We start from the raw sequence: 12,904 nt of genomic DNA on the forward strand, positions 1-12,904 counted from the left end.
CCCGCCGACCTAAACGGGGGGCGGGGCGCCGGTTTTGGCCGGGCCCCCCCGCCCCTCGGAACAGGGGGCCGCGGCGGCGGTGACCGGGCCGGCGCCCCGGCTTCTTCAGGTCAGAAGCCGGGCCGTCCGGGCCCTTCGCCACCGCACTGGCGTCGTCCGCCGCCGCGGCCTCGTCCTGCCCGCGCCGCGCATGACCCCTCATCCGGGTGTGCGCGGCACGGGCAGGGCCCATGGGGAGGGAGGGTCAGTCCTCGCGCAGCGCGCGGACCGCCTTCTCCACGCGGGTGCCGTAGTCGGCGTCCGCGGCATGGAAGTGGGCCAGGTTCTTCTCGATCACGTCGTCGCGGGTGACCTGCGAGAGGCCGCCGGCGATGTTGGCGATCAGCCGGTCCTTCTCGTCCGCCGACATCAGCCGGTAGAGCTCTCCGGCCTGGAAGAAGTCGTCGTCCTTCGTGTGGGCCGGAGCCTCGTGCGTACCCGTCCAGCCGTGGACGGCGAGCGGAGCGGCCAGGGCCGCGCCGGTCTCCGCGGGACCGGAGTACGAGTTGGGCTCGTAGTTCTTGTCCTGGCGCGAGCCGTAGCGCGTCGCGTGCAGGCCGTCGCGGCCGTAGTTGTCGACGACGGCAGCCTTCGGCGCGTTGACCGGGAGCTGGGTGTGGTTGATGCCCAGCCGGTAGCGGTGCGCGTCGGCGTACGCGAACAGCCGGCCCTGCAGCATCTTGTCCGGCGACGGGCCGATGCCCGGCACGAAGTTGTTCGGGGAGAAGGCGGCCTGCTCGACCTCGGCGAACACGTTGTCCGGGTTGCGGTCGAGGACCAGGCGGCCCACCCGCTGCAGCGGATAGTCGCTGTGCGGCCACACCTTGGTGACGTCGAACGGGTTGAAGCGGTAGTCGGCGGCCTCCGCGGCCGGCATGACCTGCACGTGCAGCGTCCACGACGGGTTGACCCCGCGCTCGATGGCCTGGAGCAGATCCGTCTGGTGCGAGGAGGCGTCCTTGCCGGCGAGCTCGGCGCCCTGGTCGGCGGAGAGGGAGCGCACGCCCTGGTTCGTCTTGAAGTGGTACTTCACGAAGAAGGCCTCGCCCGCCGCGTTCGTCCACTGGTAGGTGTGCGAGCCGTAGCCGTTCATGTGGCGGTACGAGGCGGGGATGCCGCGGTCACCCATCAGCCAGGTGATCTGGTGCGTCGCCTCGGGGGAGTGCGCCCAGAAGTCCCAGACGTTGTCCGGCTCCTGGCGGCCCGTGAACGGGTCGCGCTTCTGGGAGTGGATGAAGTCGGGGAACTTGATCGGGTCCTTGATGAAGAACACCGGGCTGTTGTTGCCGACGAGGTCGTAATTGCCCTCGTCCGTGTAGAACTTGAGGGCGAAGCCCCGCGGGTCGCGTACGGCGTCCGCGCCGCCGAGGGAGTCGGCGACCGTCGAGAACCGGATGAACGTCTCGGTGCGTCGGCCCACCTCGGAGAGGAAGTCGGCGCGGGTGAAGCCCGTGACGTCGTCCGTCACCTCGAAGTAGCCGTACGCGCCGGAGCCGCGGGCGTGGACGACGCGCTCCGGGATGCGCTCGCGGTTGAAGCGGGCGAGCTTCTCCAGCAGGTGCTGGTCCTGGAGGAGGATCGGCCCACCGGCGCCGGCCGTGGCGGAGTTCTGGTTGTCGGCGACCGGGGCGCCTGACTCGGTCGTGAGCACACGCTTCGACATGGAGACCTTCCGTACTGGGGCTGCTGACGGCCCCAGGAGCGTAGATTCGCCGGGAACGGAACGTCAACAGTTTGTTGAAATTGGAGGAGATGATTCCGGGCCGCGGCAGCGCCTGGGCGCGACAGGACAGGTGTCAGCGCCACCGCGACCCGGAGTTCGGGGGGCCCTGTGACAGGGCCGGGGGTGTCAGACCTGGGAGCCGGAGAGGCGCTCGACGGCACGCAGCAGCGCCGAGTGGTCCAGCCCGCCGTCGCCCTGTGCGCGCAGCGAGGCGACCAGCTGGGCCACGACCGCGCCGACGGGCAGGGCGGCACCGACGTTGCGGGCGGCGTCCGTGACGATGCCCATGTCCTTGTGGTGCAGGTCGATCCGGAAGCCCGGGGCGAAGTCCCGCTTGAGGAAGTTGTCCTTCTTGCGGGTCAGGACCGTCGAGCCGGCCAGTCCGCCGTTCAGGACGTCGAGGGCCGCGGCCAGGTCGACGCCGGACTTCTCCAGGAAGACCACGGCCTCGGCGCATGCCTGGATGTTGACCGCGACGATCAGCTGGTTGGCGGCCTTCACCGTCTGGCCCGAGCCGTGCGGTCCGCACAGCACGATCGTCCTGCCCAGAGCGTTCAGGAGGGGCTGCGCGGCGTCGAAGTCGGTCTGCTCGCCGCCGACCATGATGGACAGCACGGCCTCGATCGCGCCGGCCTCACCACCGGAGACCGGGGCGTCCAGTACGCGGATGTCCTTGGCCTTCGCGTTCTTCGCCAGGTCCACGGAGGTCTGCGGCGTGATCGAGGACATGTCGATCAGCAGTGCGCCGGGCCGCGCGTTCTCCAGGATGCCGTCGGGACCGTACGCGATGGCCTCGACCTGCGGCGACGCGGGCACCATCGTGATGACGACGTCGGCGTCGCGTACCGCGTCCGCGATCGAGGCGGCACCCTTGCCGCCCGCCGCGACCAGCCGGTCGATCTTGTCCTGCTCCAGGGTGTAGCCGGTGACGTCGTAACCGGCCCCGATCAGGTTCTCGGACATGGGCGAGCCCATGATGCCGAGTCCGATCCACGCGACCTTGGGGAGGTTGTTGCTCATGAGGGTGCCTTCCGATAAGCGTGTGTACGAGGGGGCCGGGGCCTCAGGGGCTGTCGGGCCGGGCCGCGGCCGGGAGCCAGCCGAAGGACTCGGCGCTCGGCCGGTCGCCCGGCTTGTACTCCAGGCCGACCCAGCCCTCGTAGCCGGCCTGCGCCAGCTCGTCGAGGAGCTGCTCCAGCGGGAGCGAGCCGGTGCCCGGCGCGCCGCGCCCCGGGTTGTCGGCGATCTGGACGTGCCCGGTCTTCGCGGCGTACGCCTTGATCACCTGGCTGAGATCCTCGCCGTTCATCGACAGGTGGTAGAGGTCCAGCAGGAAAGCGGCGTTCCCCAGCCCCGTCGCCTCGTTGACCCGGTCGACGACCTCGATCGCCGCCGGTGCGCTCACCAGCGGGTAGAGCGGCGACTCCGGCTTGTTGAGGGTCTCGATCAGGAGGGTGGCGCCGATTCCGTCGGCCGCGCGGGCGGCGGCGGTCAGGTTCTCCAGGGCGAGCGCGTCCTGTGCGGCCGGGTCCACGCCTTCGACGCGGTTGCCGTACAGCGCGTTGAGCGCCCGGCAGCCGACCGAGGCGGCGAATTCGGCCGCCACCGCGATATTGGCGCGGAAGCGGTCCGACTCCGCGCCGGGCACGGAGAGCGCGCCGCGGTCGGGGCCGGGCAGCTGCCCCGCGTAGAAGTTCAGCCCCACCAGCTGCGTGCCCGCTGCGTCGAGCGCCCCCTTCAGGGCGTCGAGCTCGGCCTGCGCGGGGGTGGGGGTCTCCGTCCAGGGCCACCAGAGCTCGACCGCGGTGAAGCCCGCGGCGGCGGCCGCCGCGGGGCGCTCCAGGAGCGGGAGTTCGGTGAAGAGGATCGAGAGGTTCACATCGAAGCGCTGGTCCGAGTAACCCATAGTGCGCTCCTTCCGTATTGCGGAAGTTAGTTTCTGCTTAACGGAAGATTGCCCGGAAGGTGGCGGGGCTGTCAAGAGGCGTCCTGACTTCCGGACACGCCGAAGCGGGGTGGAGGCCACCCGCCTCCACCCCGCCGCCGGTCACACCCGCCGGGTCAGCCGGCCGGCACCGTGTCCTGGAAGGTCGTGCCCGCCGCCCGGTACTGGCCCACCAGCGCGGACACCTGGGCCGGGGACAGGACCTGGTCCTTCACATGCAGGACGTAGTCCACCTGCTGGTCGTAGGAGCGGGGCGTGGTGCTGCTCTGGCCCGCCAGATCGATCAGCCACTGGTTGAAGTTGATCGACATCGGCCGCTCCGGCAGGTACGCCGCCCCGTGCGTACCGAAGTGCTGCCCGTCGACGTAGTACGTGATGGCGCTGTTGTCGATGGTCACCACCAGGTCGTGCCAGCCCGCATAGCTCTGCCGTGCCTCGCTGTGCTGGTTGACGGCCTCCCACGGGTCGGGGCGGTAGGTCTCCCACGACGTCGTGTAGAGGATGTTGGCCGGCTCGCCCCAGCCGCCGTTGGGCAGGTACTCGAAGTCGTACTCCGCGTAGTCGTCCGCCATCGGCGCCTTGAGGTCGTTGATGGTGAAGAACGTCTGGACGAGGTGGTCGCCGTCGGGCCCGGACCGGGGGGCGTCGCTGAACTTCACCCGGGCCGCATAGGTGCCGTTGCGGAACTTCGTGGCCTGCGTGAGGATCTCCGTGTGCTCCGTCGAGGCGCCGGTACCCGCCGTCGACGTCTCCAGGTTCATCACCGAATTGCCGCTCTGGCTGCTGAAGGTGACGTTCTCCGGAGCCCACACGGCACCCGGCACACCCGGACCGCCGGAGTTGGAGCGGACGCTCCAGCCGTGCGCCGCGATACCAGGGTCCGTGTGGCCGCTGTAGTTGAAGTCGTCGAACAGCCTGGGCCCGTCCGCCGGCGGATCGGTGGGGGGATCCGTCGGATCCGTCGGGCCGTTGCCGCCGGGAGCCTCGCCCCAGGCCGTGACGCCGCCCAGCTGGGCGGTGATCCTGGGCCAGTCGCCGTACGCGGTCCGCTCGGCGCCGAAGGAGTAGTCGTCGCTCTGCCGCAGCGACTGCCAGTCCGCCCGGTGGAAGCGCAGCTGCATGTCCCCGGTGTCCGCACCGGGGGCCAGCGAGCCCGCGCCCGAGGTGAACGCGATCTCCAGGTAGCGGTCGGCGTCGGCCGTCGGGTTCGCGAGCGTCCCGAACGTACCGGTGATGTTCCCGCAGCCCTTCACCGCCCAGGAGCAGGCGAACCGGTAGGCCGTCGACGCCGAATCGGCCTTGAAGTAGTACCGCACCTTGACGTTGCTGAGCGGCACGCTCGTACTGCCGGTGTTGCGCACCTTCAGCCAGGGTTCGCTCTGGTCGGCCGTCGCCCCGGACGCACTCGTGCGGTACTGGACGACGAGCCCGTCGGCGGCGGCAGCGGCGCCGGCGGTCGAGGGCAGGGCGGCGAGGGCGGTACAGCCCAGCGCCACGGTGACGGCGGCAGCCGCGGCCGAACGGAGCCGGCTCCTGTCGATCTTCCTCATGGGGTGTTCCTCTCCGGAACGGTGGTGGGGGATTGAGCTACCGAGGGGATGGCGCTGTACCTGCGGAAGCGGTCATGAGGGACCGCGGGGTCAGGGGGTGGTAGGGGACACCGAGGGCGTCCAGCCGCGCGGTGTGGTGGCGCAGGCGCTCGACGAACCCCGGCCAGTCACCGCCGCTGCCGGACCAGGCGCGGTCGGCCAGGGCGCACAGGCGGGGGTAGGTGAGGTACTCGATCCGGTCCGGCGTGCGCACGTACTCGGTCCACAACTGCGCCTGGGTGCCCAGGATCAGCTCGGCCTCGCCGGCCTCCCAGTCCTCCGGCACCGGCTCGTTGCCGTACACCGTGTGCAGACCGACGGGTGCACCCGGCTGCGCGGGCGGCTCGCCCGGATCCGTGGACTGGGCGTAGTCCAGGTACGTGGCACGGTGATGCGCGCTCACGACCCGGTGGCCGCGGCGGGCGGCGGCACGGGCGTGGGCCGGGTCGCGCCAGGTCATCACCGTGAAGTCGAGGGGGAGTTCGGTGCCGGTCTCGGCCCAGCCGGTGGGCTTGCGCCCCCGCTCCACGAGGAACGACCCGATCCGTCCCATGAACCAGCCGTGCAGCGCCCCGGGACCGGCGAGCCCCTCGGCCGCCGCCCGGTCACGGGCCGCGGGGCTGTTCTCCCATTCGGTGGTCGGGCACTCCTCGCCGCCGATGTGGATGTACGGGGACGGGAAGACGTCCATGACCTCCTCCAGCACGGTCCGGCAGAAGTCGAAGACCTGCTCGTGGACGCCGAGCACGGTGTCGCAGACGCCCCATTCGGTCCAGACATCGAGACTCCTGTCCGGGTGGTTGCCCAGCTCGGGGTAGGCGGCGAGGGCGGCGCGCACATGACCGGGCATCTCGATCTCGGGTACGACCGTCACCCCGCGGGCCGCGGCATGGCCGACCAGGTCACGCAGCTCCTGCTTGGTGTACGACCCCGAGTGCGGGACGCCGTCGGACAGGGACTGGGCCCGATGGCTCCCCACCGAGGTCAGCCGTGGGAAGGCGTCCACCGGCATGCGCCAGCCCTGGTCGTCCGTGAGGTGCAGATGGAGCGTGTTGAGCTTGTGGAAGGCCAGCAGGTCGACGTACCGGTGCAGATACGAGACGGGCTGGAAGTGCCGGGCCACATCGAGCATCGCGCCGCGCCACGGGTAGCGCGGCACATCGCTGATCTCGACGCACGGCAGCTCCCAGGACGCGGCCCGCGCACCGCCCGAAAGCGCTTCGGGAGGCAGCAGCTGACGGATCGTCTGCACCCCGCGGAGCAGCCCCGTCGGCCGGGCGGCGCGCAACAGCAGTGCCTGCGGTCCGACGGTGAGGCCGTACCCCTCCTCGCCGAGCCCGCCGAGCTGCGGGTCGAGGGCCAGGACGATCCGGCCGTCGGCCGCGGGGGCCAGCGGCAGGCCGGTGGCCGGGCCGAGCAGCGTACGCAGCAGCTCGGCCGCCGCTTCGGTGCCCGGCAGGGCGCGGACGCAGGTTCCGGCGTCGAGGACGAAGCGGCCGGGGCGGGGCGAGACCTTGCGGGGCCGGGGTACGAGGGAGAGCTCGGGGCGTGATGCGGGCATGGGGGGGCCTCCGGAATCGGATCTCGGGCGGTTCGCGGGTACGGCGGCGGGGGTCAGCCCTTGACGGCGCCGGCCGCGAAGCCGGAGGTGACATGGCGCTGGAGGAGCAGGAAGATGACCAGCGCGGGCAGGGCGAAGAGCGTGGAGGCGGCCATGGTGGCGCCCCAGTCCGTGCCGAAGGTGTTCTGGAAGGACGACAGCCAGACCGGCAGGGTGCGGTTGTCCTGCTGCTTGATGATCAGGAAGTTGGCGTACGCGAACTCGTTCCAGGCGGTGATGAATCCGAAGAGCGAGGTGGCCATCAGGCCGGGAGCGAGCAGGGGCAGCGCCACCCGCCGGAAGGCGCCGGTGCGGGTGCAGCCGTCGACCTGCGCCGCCTCCTCCAGTTCGGGCGGGATGGTCGCGATGAAGCCCCGCAGCACCACGATCGTGAACGGCAGCGTGATCATGAAGTAGACCAGGGTCAGCGTCGGCAGCCGGTCGAGCATGTCCGTGTCGCGGGAGATGATGTAGATGGGGATGATCAGCGACTCCCAGGGCGCCATCTGGGCGATGAAGACCAGCAGCATGAACTGGCGCCGGCCCTTCCACCTCATCCTGGCCACGGCGAACGCGGACCCGAGCGCCACGACCAGCGCCAGCAGCACCGCGCCGAGCGTGACCAGGATGCTGTTGCGCCAGAACAGCTCGAACCCGTCGGCCTGTACGGCCCGGCGGAAGTGGTCCAGCGTCCAGGTGTACGGAACGAGCTGCGGGTCGGCGGACTGGATGTCCCGGGACGGCTTGAAGGCCGTCGAGATCATCCAGTACACCGGGAAGAGGCAGACGACGACGGTCACGACAGCGGCGGCGTTCAGCGGGATCCGCCGGATCCGGGGGCGTAGCAGGGTCATCGGAGTTCGTCCTCCTGGCGGAACATCTGGCGGAAGTAGAGGACGAGCACCCCGGACATCAGGACCACGGTGACCATCGAAGCGGCGGACCCCAGGTCGTAGCGCTGGCTGGAGAGCGCCGTCTGGACCGCGTACACGGGCAGGATCGTGGTGGAGTCGCCGGGGCCGCCGCGGGTCATCACCCAGATCTGGACGAACGCCTTGAATGTCCAGATCACCTCGAGCGAGAAGACCAGCATGAAGATCGGCCGGAGCATCGGGAAGGTGACCGAGCGGAAGATCCGGACGCCGGACGCACCGTCCAGCCGGGCCGACTCGTAGAGCTCGGCCGGGACGGTGGTGAGTGCCGAGTAGAGAGTGATCGCCGCGAACGGCACGGACTGCCAGACGATGAGTACGACCAGGATCACGAAGGCCGCCGTACCGTTCGCGAACCACGGGTAGCGGTCGAACGAGCCGAAGCCGAGCGAGGTCAACAACCAGTTGACGATGCCGAACTCGGAGTGGAACAGCCACTGGAAGACCGTCGTGGCCGCGACCACCGGCATGGCCCAGGCGAGCACGAGAGCACAGAGCACCGCCGTGCGCCCCGCCCGGCCGAGCCGCTCCGTCATCAGCGCGACCAGGGTGGAGATGACCATGATCAGTACGACGTTGACGGCCATGAACACGAAGGTGCGGCCCACCACCTCCCAGAACCGCGGGTCGGACAGCAGCGTCCGGTAGTTCCGCAGTCCGACGAACTCCGCGTCCCCGCTGATCAGCTGGCGGAGCCGGAAGTCCTGCAGGGAGATCAGCACGGCCCGCGCGAGGGGGTACACGAGCAGGTAGAGCATGCCGCCGATCGCGGGGGCGATCAGGGCGTACGGCCAGAGGTTGCGCGAGGGGCGGGGCCGCCGCCCCGGCGGTGCTCCCGCGGGATGATGGATGCGTGGTGCGGTCCGTTCACGGACGACCGGCACGGCAGGCCTCCTTTCGGTGAAGGGCGGTGCAGGGCAGCAGCGGGTGGTCAGGAGCCGGCGTTCATGGCCCTGGTGATGTCCGCCGAGGCCTTGGCGGCCTCCTCCGCGGCGTTCTTGCCGGTGAGGACCGCGGTCATGTAGTCCTTGATCGGGTTCTCGGCCTCCACGGCGGCCCAGCCGGGCGTGTTGGGCGTCGCGTGGCCGTTCGCCGCGCCGACGGCCATCGCGGAGGCGCCCGGGTCACCTGCCACGGACGAGGCCAGCGTGGTCCGGTTGGGCACGTAGCTCATGGCCACGGCGAGCTTCTTCTGCCAGGCGTCGCCCGTGAGTTCCTTGATGAACGTCAGCGCCTCGTCGGGATGGCCGGCCGCGGCGGGCACGACCAGATCGGATCCTCCGGTGAACACCGCGCCCGGAGTGCCGGCCGTCTTGCCCGGGATCGGGAAGAAGCCGAGCTTTCCCTTGAGCTCCGGGTTGTTCTCCATGACCACGTTCGCCCCGCCCGGAGTGGAGATCACCTGGGCCACCTGGCCCTGCGCCATCACTTCGGCCTGCGGCGGATCGTCCTCGTCGGAGTCCTTGGGACCCTTGCCGAGTGCCTGGAGCTGAGCGTAGAACTCCATGCCGCGCAGCGCCTCGGGCGAGTCCAGTGCGCCCTTCCAGCTGCCGCCGGACTCGGTGGCGAAGTCGCCGCCCTCGTCCCAGATGAAGCCGCCCAGTGCGTACCAGAGCTGTCCGGGCAGGTAAATGCCCTGCGTACCACCCTTGTTGAGCTTGGTGGTGGCATCGATCCACTGCTCACGCGTGGTGATGGAGGCGGCGTCGACCCCGGCCTTGTCGAACAGGTCCGTGCGGTAGATGACGACCCGGTTGGCCGCGTAGTAGGGGATCCCGTACTGCTTCCCCTTGTACGAGCCGGGCTCGGCCAGGCCCTTCAGCCAGTCCTTGCCGTTCAGCTCGTCCTTCTTGTCGCTGAGGTCCAGCAGCCCGCCGCTCTCGGCGAACTGCGCCACCTGGGTGTTGCCCGCCTCGATCACGTCCGGGGCGTCGTTGCTGGCCAGCGCCGCGGTGATCTTCTGGCCGATACCGTCCCACTCCTGGATCTGGACCTTGACCTTGATCTCGGGGTGCTGGGCCTCGAAGCCCGCGACGAACTCCTTCTGGAATGCGGCCGAGACGCTGTCGCGCATCAGCCAGACGTCGACCGTCGTCACACCGCCGGCCTCACCGGCGTCGTCCGAGGAGGAACTACAGGCACTGAGGGCGGCGGCCATCACAAGCGCGCAACCACCGGCAAGCAAGCGGTACTTCACGGTTCACCTCAACGAGAACGGGACCTGACCACCTGACCAGTGAAGCCCACTGGACAGCTCACCTCTTGATGGTGGATGAAGGTGGCATAGACCAATGGGGCCGTCAACCCCTTGTGTGCAAAGGGGTTTTGATGATCTCCGAATGCCGGAGTCCTCTGCCCTTCTCGTGAAGGGCGGCTACACTGCCCTGACCAGTGAGTGTGAGTTGGTCAACTGGTAAGGTGATACCTGACGTCAGGAGGGTGAGGGCATGGCAGACGACGTACCGGGGACGGTGCTCAAACGGGAGCGGGCCCGCGACGCCGTCCTCGAGCTCATCGAGTCGCGCAGTCCGGGGGACGCCATTCCCTCCGAGCGTGCCCTCTGCACCCTGCTCGGCGTGTCCAGGCCCACGGTGCGCGCCGCGATCGACGAGCTCGTGGCCGCCGGACTCCTGGTCCGCGAACACGGCCGTGGCATGTTCGTCGCACCCGAGAAGATCACCCAGGAGCTCATCTCCGCCGACCTCGCCCTGAGCGTCCCGCAGGCGGCCGGAGCGTGGTCGAGTCGCCTGCTGGAGTTCACCACCCTCCAGGCCGGCGCCAGGGTCGGCCGCAAGCTGCGGATGTCGCCCGCCGAGGAGATCGTGTACGTCGCCCGGCTGCGCCTGGTCGACGGAGCGCCGATGGCCATCGAGCACCTGCACATCAGGGCGGCGTTCGTCCCCGGCCTGTCGGCCCGGGAGCTGGAGAGCGGCGACCTGTACGAGCATCTGCGGGACACCCACGGAGTGCACGTCCACGAGGCTGTCCAGGCCATCGAGCCCACCGTCGTCACCCGGGCGGAGGCGCGGCTCCTGGAGGTTCCGGAACTGTCCCCGGCGCTCCTCTTCGAGCGGCTGACCTCGGACACCACCGGCCGGCCCGTGGAGTACGTCCACTCGCTCTACCGGGGCGACCGGTACCGGATCGTCTCCCGGCTCGCGCTCGGTCCGGCGGCTGCCGCCGCGGGGCTGGTCAGGGACGGGCACCACCCCGGCATCCCGCCCGGCGACTTCGCGCACGGCGACCCGATCACCTCCTCGACCCGGGGGGACATCCAGTCGGGCTCCTGACCGCCGTGCCTTAGGGTCGGGAGCCAGCCGTGCGAGCAGACGACCGCGGCGGGGACATGAGGGAGGCACTGTGCGCTTGAGGGTGGAATTCACCACCGAGCCCTTCGATCTCGACGAGGCGCCCGCCCATGCGGTTGTGGCCCGCGAGGTGATCCGTACGGCCGAACTGGACTCGGTGGATGTCGGACCGTTCGGCAACACGGCCGAGGGCGGCGCCGACCAGGTCCTCACGGCCGTGGACTCCCTGCTCCGCAAGGCCCTGGCCTCGGGTGCCACCCGCGTGTCGCTCCAGGTCAACGTGATCGGGGAGGGCACCCCGTGACCGGACAGGGGGAGCACCCCCTGGTCGCCGCGGTCAAGCCGCTCGTGGACGCCATGGGCGCCGAGCTGATGGGGCCCGAGCAGGCGCAGGCCGACGATGTGGTGCTCGCCTGGGAGGGCGAGGACGTCATAGCCGTGCGGCTCCCGCAGCTGTCCGACTCGCTCGACCACATCCTGGCCGGAATGGAGCGGCGGCACGGGATGCCGCTCGCCGACCTGGACCGCAAGACGAAACAGCGGATCGTGCGGACTCTGGAGGCACGCGGTGCCTTCGCCGTGCGGCACGGCGTGGAGACCGTGGCGGGCGCCCTGGGCGTCAGCCGCTTCACCGTCTACAACTACCTCAACCGCGAAGACGGCACCAAGGGTGAGTAGTTGACCGAGGGGTGAGCCGTGCGCACCGAGAGCCGCTGTCCGCATGCCGGGACGGCGGCTCTCCGCGTTCGTGGAATTTCAACAAACTGTTGACGTGATGTTGTGAAAGGCGTTAGCTATCCGCAGCCCGTACAACGCACAGCGAAAAACAGCCACGGAGGCTCCCGTGACTTCGAGCTCCACACCGGGCCTCACCCGGTTCAACACCCTGGCGGCCGCAGAGGCCGCTGCCGCGCTCCACGAGGTGTGCGCCAGCGCGGCATGGGGGAGCACGGTCCTCGCCCACCGGCCGTACGCCACCGTCGAAGCCCTGTTCTCCACGAGCGACGCCGCTACGGCCGAGCTCTCCCCGGAGGACCTGGCCGAAGCGATGGCGGGCCATCCGCCGATCGGACGCCCGAAGCCCGGGGATCCGGCCTCCGCCCGTGAACAGCGGGGGATGGCCGGTGCGTCCGAGGAGCTCAGGACCGAGATGCTCGAACTGAACCTGGCTTACCAGGAGCGGTTCGGCCACGTCTTCCTGATCTGCGCCACCGGAGCCACCGGTGAGCAGATGCGCGACGCGGTGAAGTCCCGGATCGGGAACACGCCCGAGCAGGAGCGCGGACACGTGCGCACCGAACTGGGCAAGATCAACCGTATCCGGCTGACCCGCCTCGTACAGGAAACCCCAGAACAAGGAGCGTGACGGCCTTGAGCACCGACACCACCGCATCGGTGTCCACCCACATCCTGGACACCAGCATCGGCCGCCCCGCCGAAGCCGTCACCGTCTCGCTCGCCGCCCGCGGTAGCGACGACGCGCAGTACGTGACGCTCGGCGGATCCGCGACCGACGCGGACGGGCGCTGCAAGGACCTGCCGGCCCTGCCGGAGGGCACCACCCACGTACGGCTCGTCTTCGACACCGAGTCGTACTTCACCAGCCAGAAGCAAGCCGAGGCGCAGCAGGACGCCCCCCGCGTAAGGGACAGCGGTGCGTTTTTCCCGGAGGTGGCGATCGCGTTCGCCGTCACGCCGGGCGAGCACTACCACGTACCGCTGCTGCTCAACCCGTTCGGCTACTCCGTTTACCGAGGGAGCTAGCAGA

At 69.9% G+C, this 12,904-nt stretch carries 13 protein-coding genes; 5 read left to right on the plus strand and 8 right to left on the minus strand.

Going from position 1 to position 12,904, the window contains the following annotated elements; translation table 11 throughout:
* Positions 1-244 precede the first annotated feature (244 nt).
* From ACFQ6X_RS30860 to ACFQ6X_RS30895, 8 genes are all read right to left on the minus strand, one after another.
* Entirely contained in the window at positions 245-1,702 is a 1,458-nt protein-coding gene (locus ACFQ6X_RS30860) for a catalase (RefSeq protein WP_383186271.1), read from the minus strand.
* 186 nt (positions 1,703-1,888) lie between these two features.
* Positions 1,889-2,782 (minus strand): 2-hydroxy-3-oxopropionate reductase, encoded by an 894-nt coding sequence (locus tag ACFQ6X_RS30865; RefSeq protein WP_383186272.1) that lies wholly within the window; start codon positions 2,780-2,782, stop codon positions 1,889-1,891.
* A gap of 43 nt (positions 2,783-2,825) precedes the next feature.
* Entirely contained in the window at positions 2,826-3,668 is an 843-nt protein-coding gene (locus tag ACFQ6X_RS30870; RefSeq protein ID WP_383186274.1) for a TIM barrel protein, read from the minus strand.
* 155 nt (positions 3,669-3,823) lie between these two features.
* Positions 3,824-5,257: a cellulose binding domain-containing protein gene (locus ACFQ6X_RS30875; RefSeq protein ID WP_383186276.1), complete on the minus strand. Its 1,434-nt coding sequence runs from the start codon at positions 5,255-5,257 to the stop codon at positions 3,824-3,826.
* 37 nt (positions 5,258-5,294) lie between these two features.
* Positions 5,295-6,857 carry a beta-N-acetylhexosaminidase gene (locus ACFQ6X_RS30880; protein ID WP_383186278.1) on the minus strand — a complete coding sequence of 521 codons (1,563 nt, stop codon included), beginning with the start codon at positions 6,855-6,857 and terminating at the stop codon, positions 5,295-5,297.
* A gap of 53 nt (positions 6,858-6,910) precedes the next feature.
* On the minus strand, positions 6,911-7,750 hold the full coding sequence (locus tag ACFQ6X_RS30885) for a carbohydrate ABC transporter permease (RefSeq protein ID WP_329206068.1): 840 nt from the start codon (positions 7,748-7,750) through the stop codon (positions 6,911-6,913).
* A complete protein-coding gene (locus ACFQ6X_RS30890) occupies positions 7,747-8,712 on the minus strand; it encodes a carbohydrate ABC transporter permease (protein ID WP_383186280.1) in 966 nt (321 codons plus the stop codon). The genes ACFQ6X_RS30885 and ACFQ6X_RS30890 overlap by 4 nt, the downstream gene beginning before the upstream one ends.
* Before the next feature lie 47 nt (positions 8,713-8,759).
* Entirely contained in the window at positions 8,760-10,025 is a 1,266-nt protein-coding gene (locus ACFQ6X_RS30895) for an extracellular solute-binding protein (RefSeq protein ID WP_383186282.1), read from the minus strand.
* Between the two features lie 250 nt (positions 10,026-10,275).
* On the opposite strand from ACFQ6X_RS30895, the gene ACFQ6X_RS30900 reads away from it, so the two are divergent.
* The 5 genes from ACFQ6X_RS30900 (at position 10,276) to uraH (ending at position 12,900) form a co-directional block, all read left to right on the plus strand.
* Positions 10,276-11,118 carry a GntR family transcriptional regulator gene (locus ACFQ6X_RS30900; protein WP_383186284.1) on the plus strand — a complete coding sequence of 281 codons (843 nt, stop codon included), beginning with the start codon at positions 10,276-10,278 and terminating at the stop codon, positions 11,116-11,118.
* A 70-nt stretch (positions 11,119-11,188) separates the two neighbouring features.
* Entirely contained in the window at positions 11,189-11,440 is a 252-nt protein-coding gene (locus tag ACFQ6X_RS30905) for a hypothetical protein (protein WP_356420857.1), read from the plus strand.
* 53 nt (positions 11,441-11,493) lie between these two features.
* Positions 11,494-11,814: a helix-turn-helix domain-containing protein gene (locus tag ACFQ6X_RS30910; protein ID WP_383186410.1), complete on the plus strand. Its 321-nt coding sequence runs from the start codon at positions 11,494-11,496 to the stop codon at positions 11,812-11,814.
* 166 nt (positions 11,815-11,980) lie between these two features.
* Positions 11,981-12,502, plus strand: a complete 522-nt coding sequence (gene uraD / locus ACFQ6X_RS30915; RefSeq protein WP_383186286.1) for a 2-oxo-4-hydroxy-4-carboxy-5-ureidoimidazoline decarboxylase — start codon at positions 11,981-11,983, stop codon at positions 12,500-12,502.
* Between the two features lie 5 nt (positions 12,503-12,507).
* Complete coding sequence (gene uraH / locus ACFQ6X_RS30920) at positions 12,508-12,900, plus strand: hydroxyisourate hydrolase (protein ID WP_383186288.1); 393 nt, start codon at positions 12,508-12,510, stop codon at positions 12,898-12,900.
* Positions 12,901-12,904 lie beyond the last annotated feature (4 nt).

The organism is Streptomyces sp. NPDC056452 (assembly GCF_042796085.1).
Taxonomy (GTDB): domain Bacteria; phylum Actinomycetota; class Actinomycetes; order Streptomycetales; family Streptomycetaceae; genus Streptomyces.